At 57.4% G+C, this 26,311-nt stretch carries 24 protein-coding genes; 10 read left to right on the top strand and 14 right to left on the bottom strand.

What is annotated here, in order from left to right:
* Positions 1 to 27: 27 nt before the first annotated feature.
* The 3 genes from NHG65_RS22355 to NHG65_RS22345 are packed head-to-tail and all read left to right on the top strand — an operon-like array spanning position 28 to position 3,073.
* Entirely contained in the window at positions 28 to 1,347 is a 1,320-nt protein-coding gene (locus NHG65_RS22355) for a PTS sugar transporter subunit IIC (protein WP_099063310.1), read from the top strand.
* Entirely contained in the window at positions 1,344 to 1,673 is a 330-nt protein-coding gene (locus NHG65_RS22350; RefSeq protein ID WP_099063311.1) for a PTS lactose/cellobiose transporter subunit IIA, read from the top strand. Before NHG65_RS22355 ends, NHG65_RS22350 begins: the two co-directional genes overlap by 4 nt.
* A complete protein-coding gene (locus tag NHG65_RS22345; RefSeq protein WP_207977461.1) occupies positions 1,670 to 3,073 on the top strand; it encodes a GH1 family beta-glucosidase in 1,404 nt (467 codons plus the stop codon). Before NHG65_RS22350 ends, NHG65_RS22345 begins: the two co-directional genes overlap by 4 nt.
* A gap of 150 nt (positions 3,074 to 3,223) precedes the next feature.
* Here NHG65_RS22345 and dkgA read toward each other — a convergent pair whose 3' ends face one another.
* Both dkgA and yqhD read right to left on the bottom strand, forming a co-directional pair.
* Positions 3,224 to 4,048 carry a 2,5-didehydrogluconate reductase DkgA gene (gene dkgA / locus NHG65_RS22340; RefSeq protein ID WP_085119226.1) on the bottom strand — a complete coding sequence of 275 codons (825 nt, stop codon included), beginning with the start codon at positions 4,046 to 4,048 and terminating at the stop codon, positions 3,224 to 3,226.
* A gap of 214 nt (positions 4,049 to 4,262) precedes the next feature.
* Positions 4,263 to 5,426: an alcohol dehydrogenase gene (yqhD, locus tag NHG65_RS22335; protein ID WP_499182698.1), complete on the bottom strand. Its 1,164-nt coding sequence runs from the start codon at positions 5,424 to 5,426 to the stop codon at positions 4,263 to 4,265.
* Between the two features lie 192 nt (positions 5,427 to 5,618).
* Between yqhD and NHG65_RS22330 the strand changes: the two genes are divergently transcribed.
* Positions 5,619 to 6,536 (top strand): AraC family transcriptional regulator, encoded by a 918-nt coding sequence (locus tag NHG65_RS22330; RefSeq protein ID WP_099063314.1) that lies wholly within the window; start codon positions 5,619 to 5,621, stop codon positions 6,534 to 6,536.
* A gap of 21 nt (positions 6,537 to 6,557) precedes the next feature.
* On the opposite strand, the gene NHG65_RS22325 is transcribed toward NHG65_RS22330, so the two are convergent.
* Positions 6,558 to 7,586 (bottom strand): zinc-dependent alcohol dehydrogenase family protein, encoded by a 1,029-nt coding sequence (locus tag NHG65_RS22325; RefSeq protein ID WP_499182697.1) that lies wholly within the window; start codon positions 7,584 to 7,586, stop codon positions 6,558 to 6,560.
* 107 nt (positions 7,587 to 7,693) lie between these two features.
* Here NHG65_RS22325 and NHG65_RS22320 point away from each other — a divergent pair, with 107 nt between their 5' ends.
* Complete coding sequence (locus NHG65_RS22320) at positions 7,694 to 8,614, top strand: LysR family transcriptional regulator (RefSeq protein WP_261416347.1); 921 nt, start codon at positions 7,694 to 7,696, stop codon at positions 8,612 to 8,614.
* 26 nt (positions 8,615 to 8,640) lie between these two features.
* Here the strand turns inward: NHG65_RS22320 and NHG65_RS22315 are convergent, their stop codons facing one another.
* Both NHG65_RS22315 and metC read right to left on the bottom strand, forming a co-directional pair.
* Complete coding sequence (locus NHG65_RS22315; protein ID WP_207977468.1) at positions 8,641 to 9,303, bottom strand: DedA family protein; 663 nt, start codon at positions 9,301 to 9,303, stop codon at positions 8,641 to 8,643.
* 152 nt (positions 9,304 to 9,455) lie between these two features.
* Entirely contained in the window at positions 9,456 to 10,652 is a 1,197-nt protein-coding gene (gene metC, locus NHG65_RS22310) for a cystathionine beta-lyase (RefSeq protein WP_499182696.1), read from the bottom strand.
* 457 nt (positions 10,653 to 11,109) lie between these two features.
* Between metC and exbB the strand changes: the two genes are divergently transcribed.
* From exbB to NHG65_RS22290, 4 genes are all read left to right on the top strand, one after another.
* Positions 11,110 to 12,081: a tol-pal system-associated acyl-CoA thioesterase gene (gene exbB, locus NHG65_RS22305; protein ID WP_099063319.1), complete on the top strand. Its 972-nt coding sequence runs from the start codon at positions 11,110 to 11,112 to the stop codon at positions 12,079 to 12,081.
* Between the two features lie 3 nt (positions 12,082 to 12,084).
* Positions 12,085 to 12,507: a TonB system transport protein ExbD gene (exbD, locus tag NHG65_RS22300; protein WP_085119216.1), complete on the top strand. Its 423-nt coding sequence runs from the start codon at positions 12,085 to 12,087 to the stop codon at positions 12,505 to 12,507.
* A 138-nt stretch (positions 12,508 to 12,645) separates the two neighbouring features.
* Positions 12,646 to 12,906: a type II toxin-antitoxin system ParD family antitoxin gene (locus NHG65_RS22295; RefSeq protein ID WP_099063320.1), complete on the top strand. Its 261-nt coding sequence runs from the start codon at positions 12,646 to 12,648 to the stop codon at positions 12,904 to 12,906.
* Positions 12,906 to 13,199 (top strand): type II toxin-antitoxin system RelE/ParE family toxin, encoded by a 294-nt coding sequence (locus NHG65_RS22290; RefSeq protein WP_099063321.1) that lies wholly within the window; start codon positions 12,906 to 12,908, stop codon positions 13,197 to 13,199. The genes NHG65_RS22295 and NHG65_RS22290 overlap by 1 nt, the downstream gene beginning before the upstream one ends.
* Before the next feature lie 48 nt (positions 13,200 to 13,247).
* On the opposite strand, the gene NHG65_RS22285 is transcribed toward NHG65_RS22290, so the two are convergent.
* The 9 genes from NHG65_RS22285 to NHG65_RS22245 form a co-directional block, all read right to left on the bottom strand.
* Entirely contained in the window at positions 13,248 to 14,066 is an 819-nt protein-coding gene (locus NHG65_RS22285; RefSeq protein ID WP_489844472.1) for a shikimate 5-dehydrogenase, read from the bottom strand.
* A 31-nt stretch (positions 14,067 to 14,097) separates the two neighbouring features.
* Positions 14,098 to 15,141: a LacI family DNA-binding transcriptional regulator gene (locus NHG65_RS22280; RefSeq protein ID WP_207977472.1), complete on the bottom strand. Its 1,044-nt coding sequence runs from the start codon at positions 15,139 to 15,141 to the stop codon at positions 14,098 to 14,100.
* Positions 15,142 to 15,162: 21 nt separating this feature from the next.
* Positions 15,163 to 16,572, bottom strand: a complete 1,410-nt coding sequence (locus NHG65_RS22275; RefSeq protein WP_499182695.1) for a glycoside hydrolase family 32 protein — start codon at positions 16,570 to 16,572, stop codon at positions 15,163 to 15,165.
* On the bottom strand, positions 16,572 to 17,942 hold the full coding sequence (locus NHG65_RS22270) for a sucrose-specific PTS transporter subunit IIBC (protein ID WP_099063325.1): 1,371 nt from the start codon (positions 17,940 to 17,942) through the stop codon (positions 16,572 to 16,574). The genes NHG65_RS22275 and NHG65_RS22270 overlap by 1 nt, the downstream gene beginning before the upstream one ends.
* 65 nt (positions 17,943 to 18,007) lie before the next feature.
* Entirely contained in the window at positions 18,008 to 19,417 is a 1,410-nt protein-coding gene (locus tag NHG65_RS22265; RefSeq protein WP_499182694.1) for a carbohydrate porin, read from the bottom strand.
* A gap of 230 nt (positions 19,418 to 19,647) precedes the next feature.
* Complete coding sequence (cscK, locus tag NHG65_RS22260; protein ID WP_413477299.1) at positions 19,648 to 20,577, bottom strand: fructokinase; 930 nt, start codon at positions 20,575 to 20,577, stop codon at positions 19,648 to 19,650.
* A 164-nt stretch (positions 20,578 to 20,741) separates the two neighbouring features.
* Complete coding sequence (abgT, locus tag NHG65_RS22255) at positions 20,742 to 22,268, bottom strand: p-aminobenzoyl-glutamate transporter (RefSeq protein WP_499182693.1); 1,527 nt, start codon at positions 22,266 to 22,268, stop codon at positions 20,742 to 20,744.
* A 104-nt stretch (positions 22,269 to 22,372) separates the two neighbouring features.
* Positions 22,373 to 23,824 carry a M20 family metallopeptidase gene (locus NHG65_RS22250; RefSeq protein ID WP_499182692.1) on the bottom strand — a complete coding sequence of 484 codons (1,452 nt, stop codon included), beginning with the start codon at positions 23,822 to 23,824 and terminating at the stop codon, positions 22,373 to 22,375.
* Entirely contained in the window at positions 23,821 to 25,137 is a 1,317-nt protein-coding gene (locus NHG65_RS22245; protein WP_413477302.1) for a M20 family metallo-hydrolase, read from the bottom strand. The genes NHG65_RS22250 and NHG65_RS22245 overlap by 4 nt, the downstream gene beginning before the upstream one ends.
* A gap of 271 nt (positions 25,138 to 25,408) precedes the next feature.
* Here NHG65_RS22245 and NHG65_RS22240 point away from each other — a divergent pair, with 271 nt between their 5' ends.
* Positions 25,409 to 26,305, top strand: coding sequence for a LysR family transcriptional regulator (locus NHG65_RS22240; protein WP_207977482.1), 897 nt, complete (start codon positions 25,409 to 25,411; stop codon positions 26,303 to 26,305).
* Positions 26,306 to 26,311: the final 6 nt, after the last annotated feature.

The following is a 26,311-nucleotide window of genomic DNA, read 5'->3' as shown; positions in this document are numbered from 1 at the left end:
GACTCAGAACGTCCCGAGGGTTGAACCATGAGTATCAGCCAGGCCGCATTCAATTTTATTGAAAACCGTATCAGCCCGATTGCCGGTAGGCTCTCGACCCAGAGACATATTATGGCGATCCGCGATGGCTTTATTTCCGCGATGCCATTTATGATTGTCGGTTCCTTTTTATTGGTCTTTGCCTACCCGCCTTTTTCCGCCGACAGCAGTTGGGGAATAGCCCAATGGTGGCTGGGGGCGGCAGAGAAACATCAGGTGGCGATTCTTACCCCGTTTAATATGACCATGGGGATCATGTCGATTTATATTACTGCTGCCATCGCTTATAACCTGGCGCAGAGCTATAAGCTCGATCCCTTTATGGCGGCGATGCTGGCGCTGATGTCGTTTTTACTGGTCGCCGCACCACAGACCGAAAAGATGCTGCCGACCGCCGCGCTGGGGGGCGTGGGGATCTTTACCGCCATTCTGGTGGCGGTCTACACCACCGAACTGATCCGTTTTCTCAAACTGCACAATATCGGTATCTCGTTACCGGAACAGGTACCGGCCAAGATCAAACAGTCGTTCGATCTGCTGATCCCGATCCTGGCAGTAGTGATCACTCTGTATCCGCTCAGCCTGCTGGTGCAGCACCAGTTTAATTTACTGTTGCCGCAGGCGATCATGGCATTGTTCCAGCCGCTGATTTCCGCCGCCGACTCGCTGCCGGCAATACTGCTGGCGGTGTTGATCGGCCACCTGTTGTGGTTCGCCGGTATTCACGGCGCGGTGATCGTCTCTGGCATGCTGCAGGCTTTCTGGCTGACCAATCTGGGCATCAATCAGGATGCGTTGGCTGCTGGCCACCCGATGCCGCACATCTTTATGGAGGCTTTCTGGACCTTCTTTATCGTCATCGGCGGATCCGGCGCCACCTTTGGGCTGGTGCTGCTTTATCTGCGCAGCCGTTCGGCGCACCTGCGGTCGATCGGCAAGCTGAGCCTGGTGCCGAGCTGTTTCAACATCAATGAACCGGTGATCTTCGGCACGCCGATCGTCATGAACCCCACCTTCTTTATCCCGTTTATCACTGCGCCGATCGTCAATTCGATCATTGCCTATTCGGCAGTGAAGCTGGATCTGATCGGTCGGGTGATCTCGGTGGTGCCCTGGACCGCACCGGCGCCGATTGGCGCCGCCTGGGCCACCGGTTGGGATTTCCGAGCCGCGCTACTGGTGCTGCTGTTGGCGGCGGTATCGGCATTGATCTATTACCCGTTCTTTAAGGTCTATGAGCAACAGTTACTGGATCAGGAAGTGAGCGAAGCGGATCAGATTGAACAGACACAAGGAGTCACCGAATGATCGACATGGAAACGGCGGTAATGGAATTGATCATCAACGCCGGTGAGGCGCGCAGTTGTGCCATGCAGGCGCTGTACGCGGCGCGAAAGTATCAGTGGGATCAGGTAGATATTCTGCTGGCGGAATCGCAGTTGGCGGCGAAGCGCGCTCACGCCACCCAGACCGAGCTGATCGGTTTTGACGAGGGGGAAGGCAAGCTGCCGGTCAACCTGATTATGGTGCATGCGCAGGACCACATCATGAACGCCATGCTGGCGCGCGATCTGGTGGAGGAGCTGGTGAGAATTTACCGATTACTGGAGCAGAACGGGGTGCAAAATCAATGAGCGTTTTTCCGAAGGATTTCCTGTGGGGCGCGGCGACCGCCTCTTATCAGGTTGAGGGCGGCTTTGATGCCGATGGCAAGGGCCTGTCCAACTGGGATCTGTTCTCCCATCTGCCGGGCACCACTTATCAGGGCACCAACGGCGACGTGGCGGTCGATCACTACCATCGCTTCCGCGAGGACGTGGCGCTGATGGCCGAGTTGGGGATGCAGACCTACCGGTTTTCGATCTCCTGGCCACGGCTGTTGCCGCAGGGGCGGGGCGAGGTGAATGAAGCCGGGATCCAATTCTATAGCGATCTGATCGACGAACTGTTGAAGCACAATATCAAGCCGATGATCACCCTGTACCACTGGGATCTGCCGCAGGCGTTGCAGGACGCGTTTGGCGGTTGGGAATCACGTGAGATCGTCGATGCGTTCGATGAATATGCCCGTCTGTGTTATCAGCGTTTTGGCGATCGCGTCGAGCTGTGGTCCACCTTCAACGAAACCATTGTGTTTATCGGCATGGGCTATTTCACCGGGGCGCACCCGCCCAAGCTGACCGATCCGAAAAAGGGCATTCAGGCTTGTCATCACGTGTTCCTGGCCAATGCCCGCGCGGTGAAAAGCTTCCGTGAAATGAAGATCAACGGTCAGATCGGCTTCGTCAATGTGCTGCAACCGAACGATCCGATCAGCGATTCGCCAGAGGATCGCCGTGCCTGCGAGATCGCCGAGGGGATCTTCACCCACTGGCTGTACGATCCGGTGCTGAAGGGCGAATACCCGGCGGAGCTACTGGCGATGGCGCAGCAGGCCTTTGGCGTGCCGCATTTCGCGCCGGGAGATGAGGCGTTGCTGAAGGACAATATCGTCGATTTTATCGGCCTGAATTACTACAAGCGCGAAATGGTGGCACACAACGACGACGTCGAGGGCTATGCCATCAACACCAGCGGCCAGAAGGGCAGCGGGCGTGAATTGGGTTTCAAGGGGCTGTTTAAACTGGTGCGCAACCCGAACGGTGTCTACACCGACTGGGACTGGGAGGTTTATCCGCAGGGGCTGACCGACGCCATTGGCCGCATCGTCAAACGCTACGGCAACATTCCGATCTACATTACCGAGAACGGCCTGGGTGCCAAGGATCCGATCGTCGAGGGGGAAGTGCGCGATCAACCCCGCATTGACTATCTGCGCGATCATATTCAGGCGATCGGCGCGGCGATCGAGCAGGGCGCTGATGTGCGCGGTTACTACCCCTGGTCGTTTATTGATCTGCTCTCCTGGCTCAACGGCTACCAAAAGCAGTACGGCTTTGTGTACGTCGATCACGACAACAATTTGGCACGCAAGAAGAAGCAAAGTTTTGGCTGGTATCAGCGGGTGATCGCCACCAATGGCGAGCAGTTGTAGCGGGGAATAAAACAGCCCTCTCCAGAGGAGAGGGCTGGTAAGAGCTAAACCTGTAGGGGTCGAACATGTTCGACCCGATTTAACCCCTTGATTATGCTATCGGGCGCGACATGCAGCGCCCCTACCATTAAACAACAGGGCTGGGTAGCATTACAGTGAGTCGGGATCCGGCCCCAGACGGTTGCCGATATCCAGTTTGGCGATATCGTTCAGTTCGTCCTTATCCAGTTTGAAATCAAACACCTCAAAGTTTTCACGAATGCGCGAAGGCGTGATCGATTTCGGGATCACGATCAGGCCGCTGTCCAGATGCCAGCGCACCACGATTTGCGCCGGGGTTTTCTCGTATTTTTCCGCCAGGTGTTTGATCAGCGGCTGATCGAATACCCCTTCACCGCCCTGTGCCAGTGGGCTCCAGGATTCGGTGGCGATATGGTGCGTCGCGTTCCAGGCGCGCAACTGGCGCTGTTGCAGTAACGGATGCAGCTCAATCTGGTTAATCACCGGTGCGACATTGGTTTCATCCAGCAGGCGCTGCAAATGCGGGGTGTGGAAATTACAGACCCCGATACTCTTGACCAGCCCCTGTTCGCGTAGCTTAATCAGCCCACGCCAGGCGTCCACGTATTGATCCTGCTGCGGTTTCGGCCAGTGGATAAGATACAGATCGACGTAGTCCAGCTTGAGTTTTTCCAGACTGGTTTCCAGGGCCGCCTGTGGGTCGCCCTGATCGTCGTTCCACAGCTTGGTGGTGATAAACAGCTCATCGCGCGGCACCGAGGCAGATTGCAGCGCGGCACCGACGCCTTCCTCGTTCTTGTAGATCGCGGCGGTATCGATCGAACGATAACCCACTTCCAGCGCTTTAATCACCGCCTGAGTGGTATCTGGAATACTCGCCTGCCAAACGCCGAGACCCAACTGCGGCATCAGATTACCATCGTGGAGTTTGATGATGGGTTGTTGCGTTGTCATGCGTATCTCCTTGTCAACGGATTGCCCGGTGCTGCATGCACCAGGAACGGCTATCAATAAATTCTAGCTGGCAAACCAGGGTGGTGCTGAGTTTGCTAAGCAAATATCAGCAGTGTCGGAATAGTGCTTGAGACTGCGCCCGGTGATCGGTTGGGCGCAGGAATAGAAAAGACAAACAGAAACTAAAGCCTAGCAGGAAATGGCAGATTTGCGATTAACGTGCCGCTTCATAAATGCGTTGGCTGACTTCCAGGGTGATGTCCTGATGCTCGCCCAGTGCGGTCATACCGTGCTGATGCAGCTTATCAAGCAGTGCCGGGATCGAGCTGCCGTCGAGCTGGTAATCGGCCATACGGGTTGGAACGCCCATTTGCTCGAAGAAGGCGCGGGTGGCGGCAATAGCACCGTCAATGCGGCTGTCTTCGCTGCCATCACGCAGACCCCAGACGCGCTCGGCGTACTGCAGCAGTTTTTCGCGTTTCTGTGCTTTTTTCTCGTTCAGCAGTGCCGGCAGGACGATCGCCAGCGTTTGGGCATGATCCAGACCGTGCATGGCGGTCAACTCGTGGCCCAGCATATGGGTTGCCCAGTCCTGCGGCACACCGGCACCGATCAGGCCGTTCAACGCCATGGTGGCGCTCCACATCACGTTGGCGCGTACCGCATAGTTTTCCGGTTCGGCCAGCGCACGCGGGCCATCTTCCAGCAACGTCAGCAGCAGGCCTTCGGCAAAGCGGTCCTGCACCTTGGCATCGACCGGATAGGTCAGGTACTGCTCAATGGTGTGAACAAAGGCATCGACCACGCCGTTGGCGATCTGACGTTCCGGCAGCGAGTAAGTCACTACCGGATCCAGCACGGCGAACAGTGGCTGAACGTATGGCGAGAAGAAATGCTGTTTGTCGCCGCTGCTTTTACGGGTGATCACCGCGCCGCTGTTGGATTCAGAACCGGTGGCCGGCAGGGTCAGTACACAACCCATCGGCACGGCGCCTTTGATTTCGCTGCCGACGGTTTTCAGGATGTGCCATGGATCGCTATCCGCCTGATAGTGGGCCGCTGCGGCGATGAACTTGGTGCCATCAACCACTGAACCGCCACCGACGGCCAGCAGGAAATCAATGTTCTCTGCACGGACAACCTCGACCGCTTTCATCAGCGTTTCGTAGGTTGGGTTAGGCTCGATACCGGAGAACTCCTGCACGTTGCGACCGGCCAGTGCGGAATAAACCTGATCCAGCACGCCATTTTTCTTCACGCTGCCGCCACCGTAGGTGATCAGAATGCGTGCGTCGGCAGGGATCTGCTGCGCCAGACCGGCGATTTGGTCTTGGCCGAACAGGATTTTGGTTGGGGTATGAAGAATAAAGTTTTGCATGGGTGATTTCTCTTCTGCATAAGGCAAGCGCCGGCGGCGCAAAATATCTGAGGTGTATTGTCAGTAACTTGGTCCATCAGCACAATGCACATTCCTGCCCGAGTCTTGCCTATTTCTACAAAGCGTTGTAGAAAAGAAGAGTTTTAAACTATTATTTATGCCGAATTGTTCTTAGTGTAAGAGGGTGTTTCCATGAGTGAAATCGATGAACTGCGCAGCCGCATGGCGCGCCAGGCGGCCTGTTTTGCCGAGAGTAACGGTTATACCCCCTCGCCAGTCCCCCTGGTGAAAATCCTCTATGTTGACCGCCACTGTCCGCGTCAGCCGGTGATGTACGAGCCGGGGGTGGTGATCATTTTCCAGGGACACAAGGTAGGCTACTGCGGTAACCGGGTGTTTCAGTATGATCCGCGCAACTACCTGCTGATGACGGTACCGCTGCCGTTTGAATGCGAAACCTTTGCCAGCCCCGAGCTGCCGCTGGTGGGGCTGTCGGTGAATATCGATAGCCAGATGCTGCAGGATCTGTTGATCGACATCGGCGATGACGACTACCTGATGAAACCACGCCAAGAGAGTAGCGGGGTCAATCTGGCCGAGCTGTCGGAAGAGCTGCTGTGCGCCACCGAACGCCTGCTGGACGTGATGGCCAAGCCGCTTGATGCGCGGGTGCTGGGGCCGCAGATTGTGCGCGAAATTTTGTACCACGTGTTGCGGGGCAGCTGCGGGACGTCATTGCAGGAACTGGTTAATCGCCATACCCACTTCAGCCAAATCGCCAAGGCGCTGCGACGCATCGAAAACCAGTATGCCGACAGCCTCAACGTTGAGCAGTTGGCGGGTGAAGTGAATATGAGCATTTCGGCGTTTCACCATAACTTTAAGGCGGTGACCAACACCTCGCCATTGCAGTATGTGAAATCCTATCGGTTGCATAAGGCACGTTTGCTGATGGTCCACGACGGTCTGAAAGCCAGCACCGCGGCAATCCGCGTCGGTTATGAGAGCGCTTCGCAGTTCAGTCGTGAATTCAAACGCTTCTTCGGCGTGACGCCAAGCGATGAAGTGGCCCGACTGCGTGACAATCCTCCACTAATGATGGAGGGCTAATCCCGCAGCCGGGGCGGCAATTCAGTGCGTCAGTACAATTTTGCCAAATGCCCCGCGATCGAGATGATCGAGAGCCTGCTGCAGTTGGTCAAAGCGATAACGCTGATCAATCACCGGTTGCAAACCATTGGTATCTACCGCCCGCACCAGATCTTCCAGTGCGCGGCGGTGGCCGACGCCAATCCCCTGGATCACCGGCGATTTCAGCAGCAACGGTCCGGCAGGGGCCGAGACTTCGAAGCCCTCCAGCGCACCGATCACCGAGATCCGTCCCTGAACCGCGACGGCGCGAACTGAGTTGCCGAGGTTAGGGCCGCCAACGGTGTCGACCACGTGGTCAATACCGCGATCCCCTGTCAACCGATACACCTCCTCCACCCAGTCACCCTTCAGGCGGTTGATGCCATGGTCTGCGCCCAACGCCTTGGTACGCGCCAATTTTTCGTCGCTGCTGGAGGTGACGTAAACTTCTGCGCCCTGTAGCTTGGCGATCTGCAGTGCAAACAGCGCCACGCCGCCGGTGCCCTGTACTAACACCGATTGACTGGCGTGCAGTTTTCCCTGTTCCACCAGTGCGAACCAGGCGGTCAGCCCGGCGCAGGGCAGGGTACTGGCCTGCGCGTCGTCCAGCGAGGTGGGCGCCGCGACCAACCAGTCTTCATGCAACACCACGTATTCCGCCAGCATGCCCTGATAAAAACCGCCCAGCGTGCGGTAAGGTGGGGTGCGTGCATTGCCGTGTGGTTTTTCCCGACCGTCAATCCAGCCGGGGCTGAAGGTGGAGATCACTCTCTCGCCGGGGTGAAAGCGGCTGACACCGGTACCGATAGCGTCGACTTCCCCAGCCATGTCGGAGGCGGGGATAAAGGGTTGTGGCAATTCCAACCCCATACCGGTCTCGATCACCAACTTATCGCGGTAATTAAGCGATATCGCATTCACTTTTACCCTGATCTCATGTGGCCCCGGTTGTGGAATGGCGCTTTGGTTCAGTTGCAGGTGCTGACGCCCCAGGGCGTCCATGGTCCAGCGTTGCATGGTTTTGGTCATGATTGACTCCAAAGTCAGCGGTAAACAGATTCTGGATAATATCGTTGATTCATCTTCGCCAGTGGCGATAAGATTTCCTTTGATTGTTTCTCTCAGGGCTACAAAACATGACCGATCGCTTGAAGGGGATTTCGGTGTTTGTCACCGCCGTAGAGGCGGGTAGTTTCGCGCTGGCCGCCAGCCGGCTGCACCTTTCGCGTTCGGCGGTGGGCAAAACCATCGCCCGGCTGGAGCAGCGGTTGGCCGTACGCCTGTTCCATCGCACCACCCGCAGTCAGAGCCTGACCGACGATGGCGCGCTGTTCTACGAACGCTGCCTGCGGGCGCTGGAGGAGATCCGCAGCGCAGAAACCTTGCTGGAGTCGGGCAAGCAGCAGGTCAGCGGCAGGTTGAGGGTATCGATGCCGGTGCTGTTCGGCCGCATGTGCATTGCACCCTTGTTAACCGGTCTGGCGCGTGAGCACCCCGGGTTGGAGCTGGAGTTGTCATTTAACGATCGCATCGTGGATTTGATTGAGGACGGTTTTGATTTGGCGATCCGCAACGGGACGTTGGCCAGCAGCAGCGGGCTGGTGGCGCGCAGCATTGGCGACCACCGCATGACATTGTGCGCCGCGCCGGAATACCTGCAGCAGCATGGTGAGCCGAAAAGCCTCGAACAGCTGACTCAACATGATGCGGTGACCTACATGCGCGCCGGTGTGGTGCGCAATTGGCTGATCCCGGATAGCGGCGGCAAAGTACAGGAAGTGATGCCGAACAAGCGGCTGCAGATGGATGACCTGCAGGCGATGGCGGATGCCACGGTGGCCGGGTTTGGCATCTCCTGGCTGCCTTGCTGGCTGGTGCGGGAATCGCTGTTGAAAGGGGAGTTGGTCAGGCTGATGCGCGATCGGCCCGGCATGTCATTTGAGGCCCACGCGGTGTGGCCGCAAACGCCACATTTGCCGTTGAAGGTACGGCTGGCGGTGGATACGCTGGTGAGCAAGTTGCCCCCCAGCCTGGCACAGGTTGAAAAAGCGCTGTAGGGCGACGACTGCCGCCCTTTAATGCATCAGGAAGAGGTGGCGCGTTTTTTGCGCCAGATAACCAACATGGCGCCCAGCAGACCAACCAGCAGCAGCAGCAACGGCAGGATCATCAGCCCGGTCATCACCTGGCTTTCGTAGCGTTTTACCAGTGGGATCTGGCTGAAAGCGTAGCCAAGCCCGACCACCGAGCCGACCCAAACCACGGCACTCAGCCAGTTGAATAGCTGGAAACGAGTACTGTTCAAACCGGAGATGCCGGCCATGGTCGGCAGCAGGGTACGGACAAAGCCCAGAAAACGGCCGATCACCAGTGCCATCAGGCCATGGCGGTTAAACAGATTGTGTGCGCGTTGATGATACTGGGCGGGCAATTGCAGCAACCAGCCTTTGACCAGATTGGTGTGGCCCAGCCAGCGCCCCTGCAGGTAACTCAGCCAGCAACCAAGACTGGCGGCGACGGTCAAAATGATCAGCGTTGGCACAAAGGCCATCACGCCTTTGGCGATCAGTGCGCCGGATAACAGCAGCAGGCTGTCGCCGGGTAAGAAGGAGGCTGGCAGTAACCCATTTTCTAAAAATAGAGTGGTGAAAAGTACTGCATAAACCACCCAAATTACGCTTGGATCGGCAAGGGCAATGAAGTCCTGCTGCCAAAGCGCATGAACAATCTCTCGTAATACATCCATTATATATCCTGTTGCATGCCGGTTGCGCCTGGAGCCAAATTCTCCAGGATGCGGTGTTGACCGTATCTGACAGTTACCCGCCTAGTGTACCGCTATTAGCTTAAGCACACATTAAACGAGGCGAATAAAGTTGCGCTGCAACAGGTAATCTGTCAGTGCGCGTTGGCGAGACGGTCGAATCCGGCGGCGAGGTCGGCGATCAAATCCTGCACGTTCTCCAGACCGATATGCAGGCGCACCAGGGTACCCGAGAAGTCGACACCCCCCGCCGGGCGGATCGCTTCCAGCTCCTCCGGCTGGTTAGCCAGGATCAGCGACTCATAGCCACCCCAGGAATAGGCCATGCTGAAGTGGCTGAAGTTGTCCAGATACTCGGCCAATTGCACATCACTCAGACGCTGTTTCAACACGAAAGAGAACAGGCCGTTGCAGCCGCTGAAATCACGGCGGTAAAACTCGTGGCCCTTGCAACTTGGTAGCTCAGGGTGATTGACTACCGCCACCTCCGGCCGTGCGGCCAGCCAGTTAGCGACTTCGATACTGCTTTGCTGGTGTTGCTTCAGGCGGACGCCCAGCGTACGCAGGCCGCGGCTGGCCATATAGGCGGTATCGGCGTCTACCATCTGGCCCATCAAATAAGAGTATTCGCGCAGTTGATCCCAACAGCGTGAGTTGGCTACGGCGGTGCCGAGCATGTAATCGGAATGGCCGATAATGTATTTGGTACCGGCCTGAATCGAAATATCGATGTCGAAATCCAGCGCCTTGAACAGCACTCCGGCCGCCCAGGTATTATCGATCATGATCACCACTTCCGGTGCCACGGCACGAATGGCCTGCACCATGGCCGGGATATCCTGAACTTCCATGGTGATCGAGCCGGGTGACTCAAGGAACACCACGCGGGTATTGGGTTGAATAAGCCTGGCGATATCGGCGCCGATCAGCGGGTCGTAATAGGTGGTCGCCACGTTCATACGGTTCAGGATATGGGTGCAAAAATCCTGCGTGGGCTCATAGACCGAACCGGTCATCAGCAGATGATCGCCGGCGCTGACAAACGACAGGATGGCGTTGGAGACCGCAGCCGCGCCGCAAGGATAAAGCACACAGCCGGCACCGCCTTCCAACTCCACCATCGCATCCTGCAACGCGAAGTGGGTCAGGGTGCCGCGCCGCCCATAAAACAGTTCGCCATGGGCCCGCTTGGCGGTGGCGTGCTTTTTGGCCGCCACGGAATCAAAGACCAGTGAAGAAGCGCGTTGGGTGACGGGATTGACGGAACCCTGGGTATAGCGCTTGCTGCGTCCTGCGCCGATCAGGGTGGTTTCGATGTTTTTTGACGTCATAGGAGCGGGCTCACCTTTGGCTTGGTCTTCACGGGGTATTTGCGATAGCCCTTACGTTAGCATGACATCTGATAGCCATCCAGACGTTTTAACTGCCAAATATAAAAGCGGGGGGAATCCTCTGTCCGACGTCGCTTCAGCACGCCATCCTTCTGCCTGTCGGCGATAACCAAGTGGGTTTATCGGCAAACCCGCGATGTGACGACAAAATGCGATAAAAACCCTGATTTTGTTACATCTCTGTGCGGTAAAAGTGACGAAAAACCTTATAAAAGGGGCTTATAGGCCCGAACAGGCCGCGATTGGGTTGCCCTGGTCATTTTGCGGGGGCAGAAGCGTAATTTTCCCGATTATTTGGTAAATAATAATGAGAACTACTATCAATCCCTGATTGGTTTGATATGATCGCACGCTGAATTATTCCTCAAATTTGATCGGTAACGGGTGGAGGCACAGCGTGAAAACGGCTGGCAAGAATTTAAATCAAGGATCGTTCGGTCAGGGCCGGGCGCAATGGGGCCAGGCATTCGGCCGCGGTCTGATCGCTTCAATGGTATTGGTGGTGGGCCTGGCCGGTAGCGCACAGGCAGCTCCGGCGACTAATCCGGCCGTGACTCAAAGCGTTGCTGCGGCCTCTGCGCCGGCCGCAACTGCCCCGGAAAGTATCACCCCGGTGAACCCACAGCCGACCATCCAGCCGCCGGAAACCCGCGGAATGGATCTGTCCGTCTGGGGCATGTACCAGCATGCGGACATCGTGGTGAAAATCGTGATGATCGGCCTGGTGCTGGCGTCTATCGTCACCTGGACCATCCTGTTCTCCAAGGGCAGCGAACTGTTCCGCGCCAAGCGCCGTCTGCGCCGCGAACAGCTGGCGTTGGCCAATGTCCGCTCGCTGGATGAAGCCTCCGAGCTGGCACAGAACTTCTCGGATGAAAGCATAAGTTCCGTCTTGCTGAACGATGCGCAGAACGAACTGGAGCTGTCGGCGGAGTCTAACGACAACAACGGCATCAAGGAACGTACCGGTTTCCGTCTGGAGCGTCGCGTCGCGGGCTACAGCCGTAACATGGGCCGTGGCAATGGTTTCCTGGCCACCATCGGGGCCATCTCGCCGTTTGTCGGCCTGTTCGGTACCGTTTGGGGCATCATGAACAGCTTTATCGGCATCGCCCACTCGCAGACCACCAACCTGGCAGTGGTTGCGCCCGGCATCGCAGAAGCGCTGCTGGCAACCGCACTGGGGCTGGTTGCTGCGATCCCGGCGGTGGTGATTTATAACATCTTCGCCCGTGTGATCAGCGGTCATCGTGCTCAGGTTGGCGACGTAGCGGCGCAGGTTCTGCTGCTGCTGGGCCGCGATTTGGATCTGGCCGCCACCGCGGAAGCCAAACGTTCACAACATTCACACCAACTGCGGGTGGGGTGAGTTATGGCGATGCGCTTAAATGAAGATCTGGACGACAGCGGCGAACTGCATGAAATCAACGTGACGCCGTTTATCGACGTCATGCTGGTGCTGTTGATTATCTTTATGGTGGCCGCGCCGCTGGCAACGGTAGATATCCGTGTCGATCTCCCAGCTTCTTCTGCCAAACCGCAACCGCGCCCGGAAAAACCGGTGTTCCTGTCGGTGAAAGCGGACAAGCAGCTGTACGTTGGCGAACAGGCGGTCAGCGCCGATCAACTGACGTCGGTGCTGGATCAGCGGACTCAGGCCAACAAAGAGACCACCATCTTCTTCCAGGCGGACAAGACCGTGGACTACGAGACGCTGATGAGCGTGATGGATACGCTGCGTAAAGCCGGTTACCTGAAAGTAGGGCTGGTGGGGATGGAAGGCACCGCCAAATAGTGGGCTGACATCACCCAAGGTAAGAAGGGCGCTCAGGCGCTCTTTTTTATTGCCTGAATTTCGTACAAACGCTTGACGTGCCCTCGGCAAATGAAAATACTAATAGATAGTAATTAACACTACTTTCCGGAGTCGGCTATGCCAACCAGCATTGCTTTAAGCCCTCATTTTGAGAAGTTCGTTCATGAGCAAATTGACAGCGGGCGTTACGGCAACGTCAGCGAAGTAATACGGGCAGGTCTGCGCCTGCTCGAAGAACATGAACGGGCGATGAAAATCGAACAACTGCGAGTGGCTATTGCACAGGGAATAGAAAGTGGTGAGGGAGTCCCGGCGGAGGAGGCATTTACGCGTTTGCGGACTAAATACCAACGGATGGTAGATAACGGAAGTGACTAATGGGGCTAACAATATCGCCGGCAGCGGTATGTGATATTGAAAATATTGGCGATTATATTGCGCAAGATAATCCGAGCCGTGCTCTGAGTTTTATTTCTGAGCTATACAACCAATGCCAGCGTATCGGTGAGTCACCGGAAGCCTATCAAAAGCGTCCTGAACTTGGTCCAGGTGTCAGGATTAGCACCTATGGTAAATACCTTATTGTTTTCACTGCGATACAACGCAATGTCAGGATCGAACGTGTATTCCACGGGGCGAGAAATATTTTACGGTTGCTGGCTTATCGTTAGAACGTTAAGGGCAGGCTCATCTGCTTAGCCCCCAACGTTCAGCATCATTCAGCCGCGGGCATGTGCCGCAGCGCGGGCGATCTGCTCATCGGTAGGGCGCACGCCTGTATAGAGCACAAACTGTTCCAGCGCCTGCAGCGCAATCACTTCCGCGCCGGTAATCGCCCGTTTGCCATGCTCACGCCCGTAGCGAATCAGCGGGGTTTCCGCCGGTAACGCCACCACGTCAAAGACGATTTTCGCCGCATCAATCGTCGCGGCGGCAAAGGCCAACTGCTCCGCTTCTGCCCCTCCGGCCATGCCGATTGGCGTGACGTTAATTACCATATCCACGCGTAAATCACCGACCTCTGCCTGCCACTGATAGCCGTAGGCCTTTGCCAGCGCCTGACCGGCCTGCGGGTTACGGGCGATGATATGGCCATTTTTGAAACCGGCATCACGCAGCGCGGCGGTGACCGCTTTCGCCATACCGCCGCTGCCGCGCAGGGCGAAGGAGGTTTCCACCGGGATCTGATGCTGCGCCAGCAGTTTGGCGATGGCGATATAATCGGTGTTATAAGCCCGCAGGAAACCTTCATCATTGACGATAGTATTGACCGACTCAATCGCCGTGGCGGAGGCATCCAACTCGTCGAGGAAAGGAATGCAGCTCTCTTTGAACGGCATCGATACCGCACAGCCGCGAATGCCCAGCGCACGCACGCCGCCCACCGCCGCCTGAATATCCTGGGTGGTGAAGGCCTTGTAGATAAAGTTCAGATCCAGTTCCTGGTACAGATAGTTGTGGAAACGGGTGCCAAAGTTACCTGGGCGACCGGCCAGCGACATACAGAGTTGGGTATCTTTATTAATCTCACGGCTCATGAGGAGCTCCTTAACCGGTAAAAAGAAAAGCCTAAGGCTGACCGAGCAACGCCTTCGAACCGGCGTGACGCCAGTGGATGCTGCCCGGCAGATATAGCGCGTTCTGCTCTAATGGCCGCTCGTCAATCAGCGCGCTGACCATGTCGAAACTGTGTTGGGCCAGGGCGCGGCAGTCCTGCGCCACGGTGTCGATTTTTAACGTCAGGCCGTCGAACAGGTAGTGATCGTCAAAGCTGCACAGATGCAGGTCGCTTTCCATCAACTGGTGCTGATTCAGGTAGCGCAGTACCCCTTCCAGCAGGCCGCAGGCGGCGGTAAACAGCGCCTTGGGCGGTCGGCCCAGTTGTGCACAGAGTTGGGCGAACATCTCGTAGCCGGAACTGGGATGGTAATTACCGTTGATGATCCATTCCGGTTTACAGACCACCCCGGCGCGTTCAAGGCCAAGCTGAAAACCGGCCAGACGATCGCGCGTCGGTGAGATGCGGGGTTGGCCACCAAGGAAATAGAATTCGTCCGGATGCTGGCGTGCGACGTTTTCCACCAGTGTGGCGGTTGAGGTCAGTGAATCGGTGATCACCAGCGGCAGATCGGAGCCGATGATCAGCCGGTCCATCTGCACCACCGGCAGGCTGGCATTAATCTTTTGGTATTCCGCATCGTTGAGCTGGCTGGAGGCGACAATCAGGCCATCGACCTGGCGCTGCACCAGGCTGTTTACCGCCATCATTTCCTGCGCCGGGTTCTCATCGGTACAGGCGATTAATAACTGCAAACCGGCCTCGCGGCACAGGGTTTCCAGCTCGCGTGAAATCACCGCAAAACCGTAGTTGGTCATTTCCGGCACCACCAGCCCCAGGGTATGGCTGCGGGAAGAACGCAGCGAACGGGCGTGGAAGCTGGGCTGGTAGTGGTGCTCGCCGGCCAGCGCCAGGATACGATCGCGAGTTTCGTCGGATACCCGGTATTCCTTGCTGCGGCCGTTAAGCACCAGGCTGGCGGTCGATTTCGACACGCCAGCCAGTGCGGCAATATCACTGATGGTTATGCGTTTATTTTTTTTCACTGACGGCATCTGAATTCATCGAAGGATGCGTCATTCTAGCATGCATGGCGTCAGCGACCAGTGCTCGAGCGCCAGCGGAGCTTCACCACTCAGGTGCAGCAGCGGTTGCGGGCCAGGGAAGTAGCGCGAGCTCATCACCGCTTCGCCATGGTTGATAAAAATCTCCACGCTGGAACGGTCAAACAGCAGTTGCAGTTGGTTGAGGTTGCCCCGCCAGTAGCGGTGCTCCGGCTGCCCGCTACGCAGGTTATTACGCGTCAACTGCAGCAAGTTACCGTCCCAGACCAGTGTCATTGCCCCGCCAAAGTCAGCGCTAAATGCCCCCGTGGGGGTGAGCAACAGTTCCGCGCTGTCAACCGGCCAGACAGGGGCAGCATCGGCGATGCCCTGCCATTGGCGGCCTTCATCCCGCAGCCGTTGCAGTTCGCGCGCCGGTTGTTGGTAAAGCTTGCCGTTATGCAGCGACAATTCGCGTGGGCAGGTCAGGATGTGGATCCAGCCGTATTGCAACGTCGGGTGACAGTCCTCGTCTTGCTCCGGCACGCCCATCCAGCCAACCAACAGCCGGCGATCGTCTTCGGCCAAGGTGGTTTGCGGCGCATAGAATTCGAATCCGAGATCCAGCTCGTGAAAGGCCCCATGTTCGAACCTGGCCTGCTGATAATCCAGCTTGCCGGTCAGATAGCCCGCCTGATAAACGTTGAGATAACGCTCGGCCTGCGCCGCCAGCCCTTGTGGACAGCAGATCAGCACTTCGACGTCGTCCAGCGTGAACAGGTCCGGGCACTCCCACATATAGCCGAAATCACCGATGCCGTTCAGCTGTGAACCAGCAATCTCACCCAGCAGTTGCCAGTTGCGCAGATCGGCGGAGCGCAGCAGCAGCACTTTGCCGCAGTCTTGCAGGTCACGAGCGCCGAGCACCATGTACCACTGGTCCTGATGACGCCAAACCTTTGGATCGCGCACGTGGCCGCTATAGCCCGGTGGCAGCGGCAATACCGGGCCGAGCTTGTCATAGTCGCCTTGCGCATTTTCTTGCGCCAGACACTGGTAGGCGGTGCGGGAGCCGTCGGGGTATTTGACGTTGCCGGTATACGCCAGCATGATTTTGCCGTCCGCCACCACCGCCGAGCCGGAGTAACAGCCGTGGCTGTCGTAACAGGCACCCGGTACCAGGGCCACCGGCTGATGCTGCCAGTTGACCAGATCCGTCGACTGCCAATGGCCCCAACATTTGTTGCGGTGATCGCAACCCAGCGGGTTCCACTGATAGAACAGGTGGTAGACGCCGTTATGCTGAATAAAGCCATTGGGATCGTTGAGCAACCCGACGCTGGGCGCCAGGTGCCACGCCGGCCGGTGCGGATCGCGCAGCGCCTGTGGCATGCCGCTCATCAACGCCTGAACGGCCTGTTTCATTAATTGCAGTTCTTCCATTATTCACTGTCCGTTTTGTATTTCAGCAGCAACGAGAGAATAAAGGCGCTGCCAAAGGCGATCACCAGACCAATGATATAGCTGACCAGCGAGCTGGCCTGCACAATCGCCATCCCTGGGATTGCCGTCAGCCCGACCGCATTCATGCCAACATGATTGGCCACCACCCAGGCTCCCCCGAGTGCGCCGCCCACCAATGCCGCCAGGAAGGGTTTCACAAAGCGCAGGTTGATGCCGAACAATGCCGCTTCGGTAATGCCGAGCATGGCGGAAAAGGCCGAAGGTACCGCAATGGCTTTGATCTTGGCGTCGCGGGTTTTGAAATACACCGCCAGACAGGCACCGCCCTGAGCGATATTGGCCATCGACCAGATCGGCAGCAGGAAGTTAACGCCGATATTCGGGTTGCCGAGCAGCCCGGCCTCGACGGCGTGGAAGCTGTGGTGGATACCGGTGATGACGATGGCGGAATACAGCCCGCCGAACAGCAAGCCGGCAAACCAACCAGCGTGGGCGATCAGCGTGCTGAGCACCAGTGAGATACCGTCACCCAGCGCGCGGCCGGCCGGGCCGATAAACAGCATGGCGACGAAGCCGGAGATCACGACCGTCAGGAAGGGGGTCAGGATCAGATCCAGCGAGTTGGGGATCACTTTGCGCAGCTGTTTTTCCAACACGCTCATAAACCACACGGTCAGCAGCACCGGGAACACCGTGCCCTGATAGCCGATCATGGCGATCTCCAACCCAAAGAAATCCATGGTGTGGAAACCGCTGGCGACACCCCAGGCATTGGTCAGCGCTGGATGGGTCAGGATGCCGCCGAGCGTGGCGCCCAGATAGGGGTTACCGCCGAACTCACGTGCGGCGGTGAAGCCAATCAGGATCGGTAAAATAATGAATGCCGCCGAGCTGAACATATCCAGCATCACAAACACGGCGCTGTTGGCATCGGCCCAGCCGTAGGTTTTTACCATGCCGAGCAGGCCCATCAACAGGCCGGAGGCGACGATAGCCGGGATGATCGGCACAAAGATGTTCGACAGCAGGCGGGCAATACGTTGCAGCGGATTGAGTTTCTTTGCCGCGATGTCGGCGGCCTCGGACTTGCTGGATTCGTTGACTCCGGCCGCCTTGATAAATTCTGCGTGCACCTTGTTGACCAGCCCGGTGCCGAAAATTACCTGGATTTGCCCGGCATTGCTGAAGCAGCCTTTCACGCCCTCCAGCTTGCCGATTGCCACCTTGTCCACCTTGCTGTCATCCAGCAGCACCAGGCGCAGACGCGTGGCACAGTGGGCGGCGCTGGCAATGTTTTCTTTGCCGCCGAGCAGCGGCAACAGCGCGTTAGCGGTTGCGGTAATGTCCATGTTCACTCCCTTTATAAATAAAAATGCCGCCGCAGTGTTTCGCGGCGGAAATCAGCTAATTAGCGTCAGAAGAAGTACTTGAATCTGGCACGCACGCCGTAGCGCTGATCGTCGCTGGCGTTGGCTATCTTGTTCTCGGTGTTGGCCTCCAGCATTGAGACGTAGGCGCCAAGATACAGATTGAAGTTCTTCATATTCATGATGTTTGGTATTTGGTACGAAGTATGGATGGTGTGAATATCATATTTGCCCGGCTCGCTGAGCGGGTTGCTGATATCGGCACTCATCCCGGCGGTGTTGAACTCTTGGATATTGTTGTGGGCGTAGATATAACCCACTTCAAAGCGACGCCACAGGACGTTGATACCGGCGGTAAAGTCCTGCTCACCCGAGGCGTCCAGGTAGGCGGTGCTCAGGTTGGCGACCACGCCGTTGTCCGGATTGGCGGCGATGTTGTTCCAACTGAGGGTCATGCCGTAGCCGTTACGTTTGGACTGGTCGACAAATTGCCCCTGGCTGTCGTGATAGCCATAAGCATTGTTGACCACGTTGCTTTCCATCGCGACCGCCGCGCTGAGCTGGTCTTTTTTCCAGGCGATCACCGGCCGCAGGTAGGCGACATTTTTCTTATTATCCAGGCTGTTGCCGTGGTAGGCCTCCTCCTGGAACAGTGAGGTGCCGTCTTCCACCAGCGTATTCAGCTCGAAGTAGAAGTCACCGGCGTACTTGCTCAGCATCAGGTTGCCGCCGCTGCTGCTACGGCCACGGCCTTCTTTCATCATGTAGATATAGCCGAAGCCATCGGCATACAGATCGTTGGCGGTATTGCCGGAATACTGGATGAAGGTGTCCTGATTGAGCGGGAACATGTCGTAGGCTTCAAACCGGCCAATCTTGGTCTGCCAGTTCTTTTCGTTACCGAAGAAGAAGGCGGCATCGTCGAGGTTCATTTTTCCGGTCATGTCGGCCAGCGGTTGCACGCTGAAGCCGGAGAAATTGCCGTCCGGATTGCGGCGGTAGCCGTCCACACCGACCAGAATACGGCCGTTGATATCCCAACGCTCTTTGTTACCGGGCTTCCAGTCCTTGTTGTCGCTGCTTTTCAGTGAGGTGAGTTGGCCGCTGCGGCTGGCGCCGTCCAGGTTGAACTCGACGTCGCCATACAGTTTCAGGTCGGTTAATCCGGTGAGTTGCAGTTTGCCGGCCGGTGCGGCGTGGGTTTCCAGCGTCGCGGTGCGCTGGGCCACCTGTACGGTTTGTCGCTCGGTGTTGGCAGTGCGCTGTTCTAGCTGTTGTGCCCGGCGTTCCGCCACCGTGGCACGCGTCTCAGCCTGAGTCGCACGTTGTTCGGCCTGTTGCAGTCGTTGTTCCAGTGCATTCAGACGCGCTTCGATACTGGTATTGGCGCCTGACGCCGCCGCAGAGGTGGAGATAAGGAGCCCTGTAGTGATGGCCAGATAGCTAAGTTTTTTCATGATTTTCTATCATCCGGGAAGGTTGTTATTATTTTTTGCTAAATTGCTAAACCGGTTTTTCAGGATGAAAGATAGTGAGTTGAACGGTGACTAGCAATCAAGTTTGCTAACCCGATTCAGCTATTGTGATCGAGCCCGCAAAATACCGACTGGAGATGCCAGAGATGAGACTGGCACCCAATGCCAATCTCTTAAGCGATGGCATTGGGTCAGAATTCACACTTATCCGGTTAGCGCTGCAGGAAGTCCTGCAACTCGTCGGCATGCGGCAGGGCGGTCATCGCACCTTTGGCGGTGGTGGCCAGTGCACCGCAGGCCTGGGCTTGGGCGATCACCGCAGGCCACTGAGCTTCCTGCGGCAAAGCGCCGAGATGAGCCAGCGCGGCCAATAGACCAGCGACAAAGGCGTCGCCCGCCCCGGTGGTATCGACCGGGGTGATTGAAGGGGCGCGGAAATGGCGGATCTGCTTGCCGTCATGTACGCAGACGCCGTCGCCACCCAATGTCACCAGCAACAAACGCAGCGGGTAGCGCTGCATCATCCACTCGATGCCGCTCTCTAACTCACCGATATTGCTGATAAAACTCAGTTCTTCCAGCGAAATTTTCACCACGTCCGCCAGCAGCAGCGCTTTTTGCAGGCAGGGGCGCAGCGCTTCCGGCTGGCGCCAGACGTCTTCACGGATATTAGGGTCAAAACTGACCCAGCCACCGGCCGCCTTGATGTTCTCCATTGCGGTGAAGGTGGTGCTGCGGCTCGGCTCCTGTGACAGGGCGATAGAGCAGACGTGCAGCCACTCATCCGCTTTGAAATCAGGCAGATCCTCAGGTTGCAGGAACAGATCGGCACTCGGGTTCACCATGAAGGTAAAAGAGCGTTCCCCCATCAGATCGAGGTCTACCACCACGGTGGAGGTGTGGTAGTCGGGGTCCTGTGACAGGTGGTCGATGTCTACTCGTTCTTCTCTCAATACCCGCTGCAGGAAGGCCCCGAAGCTGTCCTTGCCTACCCGGCCGATAAAAGCGCTGTCGCCACCCAGACGGGCGATGCCGACCGCCACATTGGCGGGCGCACCACCGGGACACTTAAGGTAACTGTTTGAATTTTCAGGAACCAGATCGACAACTGCGTCACCCAATACCCATACTCGATTAGCCATGTTCAATCCTGTTTTCAGCGGTCTCAGATGACGAGCTAAAATAGAAGAACCGGTTTAGCAAAGCAATATAATAATCTGTTGAGCGGTGAATAGAGGGGAGAAAGGAGAGCAAAATACAGAAAGGAATACCCGCTCCGGCGTTACTCAGAGCGGGTTCAGCAGACTTACCCCATCTTCGGATAGACGCCCGGGCCAATCGGCAGGCCGAGTGCGTACCACGCCAGCAACAGCAAAATCCACACGGCAAAGAACACCAACGGATACGGCAGGATCAGCACGTAATAGGTGCCGAGCTGGGCATCTTTGCGGTAGCGCTGCAGGAAGCCGAGGAACAACGGCAGGAAGGGCGACATCGGTGCCAGCGGCAGCACTGAAGAGTCGGCGATGCGGAAAATCATCTGGGCGAACGCCGGATGGAAGCCCAGCAGCATAAACATCGGCACAAAGATCGGCGCCAGAATCGACCAGATGGCAGAGCCGCTGGCGATAAACATGCACAGGAAGGCAGAGAGGAACATCAGACCCAGAAATGCCGGTGCGCCGCTCATGCCGGCGGCCTCCAGCATATTGGTCAGGCCGATGGCCATAAACTTGCCCATGTTGCTCCAGTTAAAGAACGCCACGAACTGCGATAGCGGGAACACCATAACGATAAAGCCGGCCATGCTTTTCATCGGTTCTATCAGGTGGTGGGGGATATCATCCGGCCGTCGGATCTGTTTGGTGACCACGCCGTAGGTAATGCCGACGGTGAAGAAGAACAGGATGATGATCGGCACAATGCCTTTAATAAATGGCGATGGGATCACCGAGCCGGTTTTTGGATCGCGCAGCGGAGCGGCCTCCGGCACCACCAGCGCGGCGATAATCGCGATAAACACCAGTGCGGCAATGCCGCTCATCATCAGTCCACGATTTTGCAGCGGGGTCAGCGCCTCAATTTTGTCCTCGGCGCTGCCCTGCCATTTTGGCAGGCGAGGTTCGATAAACTTATCGGTCAGCAGTGCACCGGTGATGGTCAGTACCACCACCGAGGTGGCCATAAAGTACCAGTTGTCGATCACGCTGACGTGAACGGCGGCGTCCACTGCCTTGGTGGCCTCGGTACTGATGCCGGAAAGCAGTACGTCGGTGGTGACGATCAGCAGGTTGGCGGTAAAACCGGAGGCAACCCCGGCGATAGCGGCCAGCAGCCCGGCTATCGGGTTGCGGCCCACCGCCAGAAACATCAGCGCACCGAGCGGCGGCATCACTACCAGTGCGGCGTCGGAAGAAATATGACTGAAAAAGGCGATAAACAGCACCAGGTAGCTGGCATAGCGGGCGCTAACGCGTGAGGCCATCTTGTACATCAACGCCTGCAGCAGCCCAACCTTCTCAGCCAGTCCAGCGCCGATCACCAGCGCCAAAATCGCACCCAGCGGGGCAAAGCTGCTGAAGTTATGAATGATATTCGGGAAGATCCACTGCATGCCCGCCACGCTCATCAGGTTATTCACCTTGATCAACTCGCCGGTGGCCGGGCTTTTCACCGCCACGCCAAGCCAGGAGAACAGTGCGGTGGCCAGCATTAAAACAACGATTAAATAGACGAACAGCAAAAATGGATTGGGGATTTTATTCCCGATGCGTTCTACCCAGTAAAAAACGCGACCAGGGCTTTTATCGGCTGACGTTGTGACCTCACTCATTGTCTTACCCTCTGTGTTTGTCCTGTTGTGTTTATTTTTTATTATTTGATTTAATTATAATTATTATGACTGGCCCGGTTTCCCAGGCCTTTGCAGCCTGGTGATTACTTTAACGGTGAAGGCTTGATGTCTTTGGGGATCGGGCAGCTATAAGGCTGTTCGGCGCGCTGGCGTTCGAACTCGTGGCGGCAGTCCGCCAACAGGGCGCTGTCGCTCAGCAACTCGGCGGCGGTGGCCGCCATCACCTTGCCTGCCAGGCACATGCCTTTATGGGCGATCGAAGTACGCCCCTGTGCCACCAGTTGCCAAGTGTGCAACGGCGTACCGAAGGCGAAGCACGGACTGAAGCACTGGGCGGTCGGTGCGACCCAACTGACATCGCCGACGTCGGTAGAGCCGTACAGCAGATCTTCCGATGCCACATAAGGGGCGACCTCGTCCATCAACACCTTGTCGCCCAACTGCTGTACCCATTCGCGCCCGGCTGCGCCGCCGGTGCGGGCGACATTCAACCTGGCATTACGCAGTTCGTCTTTATTCAGCGTTTGGCGGATCGCGCCGGCGAATTTACGTTCTGCCTCGCTGTACTCCGGCAGGCCGAAGTCACAGACATAGCGATACATCACCTGTTCCATGCGGCGGTTTGGCACGTAGTTGGAGCAAGCCTTGTCGAAACGCACCGTCATCTGGGTATCGGTCATCAGCGCCGCACCCTTGGCGATGTTGATCACCCGTTGGTAAATATCCTGCGCCTGATCGAGCTGCGGCGCGCGGATCAGGTACAGCACTTCGGCGTCGGCCTGTACCACGTTGGGTGAACTGCCGCCGGTATTGGTGACGGCATAATGCAGCCGCGCTTCCTGCACGATGTGCTCGCGCAGGAAATTGGCACCGGTATTCATTAGCGTCACCGCATCCAACGCACTGCGGCCCAGGTGCGGTGAGTTGGCGGCATGAGCGGCAATCCCCTTGAACTGAAACGCCGCCTGTATGTTGGCCAGGGTGCTGGTATTGAACATGCCGCTGAAGCCTTCCGGGTGCCAGGTGAGGGCCGCGTCGACGTCATCGAACAGCCCTTCACGCACCATAAAGGTTTTGCCGGAACCGCCTTCTTCACCGGGGCAACCGTAGAAACGGACGGTGCCGGTCAGGTGTTGTTGCTGCATCCAGGCCTTCACCGCGAATGCCCCAGCCAGCGCGGCGGTGCCCAGCAGATTGTGGCCGCAGCCATGGCCGTTGCCGTTTTCCACCAGCGGCTGCGGCGTGGCACAACCCGCCTGTTGGCTCAGCCCGGCGAGGGCGTCGTATTCACCCAGCAGGGCGATCACCGGCTGGCCGCTGCCGTAGCTGGCGATAAACGCGGTTTCGATGCCGCCAACGCCGCGTTCAAGGGTAAAGCCTTCCTGCTCCAGCGCGTCGGCCAGCAGATTGGCCGAATAGGTTTCGGTAAAGCGCGTCTCCGGGTGATCCCAGATGCTGTCACTCAATGCGCTAAAGCGTGGCTGGTGTTGGTCAATGTACTGATTGATAAACGTCAGCAGCTGCGGGTGGCTCATGCTTTGCTCCCAAAGGTCGGCAGGTTGAGTGCCAGCGACGCCAGCGTTTTTACCGCCACCGCCAGCACCTGTTCGTTAAAATCAAACTTCTCGTTGTGGTGTCCGGCGCTCAGTTCGGTACCGAAAATCACGTAAGAGGCCTGCCCGCCGTGGGATTTCACCCGTTCCATCATGTAAGTGGCATCTTCTGAACCGGCGGCCTGCTCGCGGCGATCGACCACCGAAGTCAGTTCGGCAATCTCCTGTGCCTGGCGGTGAATGTAGTCCACCCAAGGCTGGGTCGGTTTACTGCTCTGCGCCGCGCCCATCAGGGCGATGTCGTATTCCACTCCGTGCATTTTGGCCGCGCCTTCGATCACGTTCAGCGCCTGCTGGTAAACAAATTCGTTGATGGCGTTGGTGGCCCCACGGGTTTCCACCTTCATAAATGCCCGATCGGCAATCACGTTGCGGCCGGTTCCGGCCTGCAATACGCCGACGTTGATGCGTGAGCTGCCTTCGCTGTGGCGTGGGATGGCGTACAGTCCCACTGTGGCCTGCGCTGCCGCCAGCAGGGCATTACGGCCATCCTCCGGTTTGGCCCCGGCGTGAGAGGCTACGCCGCGGTAGGTGACGTCCAGTTTGCTGGTGGCCATAAAGCTGTCGCTGCCGCACACCAACTCACCGGCCGCTACGCCGGTGCCAATGTGCACGGCGGTGAAGAAATCAACGTCGTCCACCACGCCGGCTTCCACCATGGATTTCGCGCCACGGGTGCCTTCTTCTGCCGGTTGGAAAATCAGCTTGATGGTGCCGGTGAGCTGTGGTTCCAGGCTCTTGAATACCCGCGCCAGCCCCAGCCCAATGGTGGTGTGGCCGTCATGACCGCATGCATGCATCATGCCGCTGTTGCAGGAGGCGAAGCCTTCGCGGAACGGCAGGTGATCCGGCTGTAGCTTTTCGTTGAGATCGAGCGCGTCCATGTCGACGCGATAGGCGATCACCGGGCCGGGGCGGCCGGTGTCCAGCGTGGCGACAATACCGGCGAAGCCACCGGAAAAGTGCGGCAACCACTTCTCCAGTGCGCCCTGTTCGCGGGCGCGCTGCTCTTGTGCCTGCAGGGCCTCGGCCGAGGGCAGCCCCATGCGGGCATCGGCGTTAATCACTTCGCGCCCCAGTTGCAGGCGGTACCCGAGCCGATCCAGTTCTTCTGCCACCAGGGTAGCGGTGCGGAACTCAAACCAGCCGGACTCGGCATAGCGGTGAAAATCGCGGCGCCAGGCCTGCAACTGCGGAGACAAATCGGACACCAACATCGAAAGCGGATTATTCATTGGGATATCTCATAAGTTATCGCGCCCGGGTAAACGCCGGGCAGCAGTGGTGCGCTGAACTGAAATCAGACGATGAAGCTATGGAATGAAAATGACGTATTTAGTGACTAACTGCCGTGAAATGCGCTTATCGGCGCAGAAAATGCGTTTAATTAAGCGAAATAAGAATTTGGTTATTTATTATGTTTTTTTCGAATGTACACAATGGAATCGGGCTAAATAAGATGCCAATATCTTGCTATTGATAAACAACGGTTATCGCCATCCGCCTATGCCCGCCTCAATAAAATTGCACCAATTACGTGCGTTTGTAGAAGTCAGCCGTCAGGGCAGCATCCGCGCCGCCAGCCGGACTTCGCAACTTTCCCAGCCGGCGCTGACCAAATCGATTCAAGAGCTGGAAGCGGTGCTGGGGGCCAAGCTGTTTGTCCGCCGTAGCCAGGGGGTGGTACTGACCGACTGCGGCGATAACTTTTTCCAGCATGCCAGCCTGATCCTCGAAGAGCTGCGGGTGGCGCAGGAGGATATCCAGCAGCGGCTGGGGTTGGCGGGCGGCTCGGTGAATATTGGCGTCGGCGGCAGCATTGCGCGCACCGTGATGCCGCAAGTCATCAATCAGTTCCACCGCGAATACCCGAAGGTCAAAGTGCGGATTGTTGAAGGGCAACTGGTGTCGATGATCCCGGAGCTGCGCCAGGGCGAGCTGGATTTCACCGTCAATACCTATTACCCCAGCAGCCTGGACAATGAGTTGCAGTACGAACGACTGATGGAAAAAGAGTACAGGGTGGTGGTGCGCAAGGGGCATCCGATGGAGGGGGCGACGTCACTCAAGCAACTGCAGCACTGTGACTGGACCATGCCGACGCCAAAGGGCAGCTATTACCGCTTGTTGCACGATTTGTTCGGGGATTTGGGGATGGCACCGTCGATCAGCGTCACCTGTGAAACCTTTATGGCCTGTACCAGCCTGGTGGCACAGAGCGATTTTGTCAGCATTTTGTCGGTGGATGTGATTTCCGATCCGATACTGGGGAAGCATCTGGTGCCGCTGGCACTGGAGGAGAGCCTGCCCAAGGCGACGTTCTATCTGATCCAGCGCAAGGACACCACGCTGACGCCGATGGGCGCGCACCTGGCGCGCCTGTTCCGGTTGCACTGCCGGTGAAATTAG

This window comes from Serratia myotis (assembly GCF_027474885.1).
GTDB classification, from domain to species: domain Bacteria; phylum Pseudomonadota; class Gammaproteobacteria; order Enterobacterales; family Enterobacteriaceae; genus Serratia; species Serratia proteamaculans.
The sequence above is the reverse complement of the archived record's forward strand: the minus strand, read 5'-3'. Positions and strand labels throughout refer to the sequence as shown.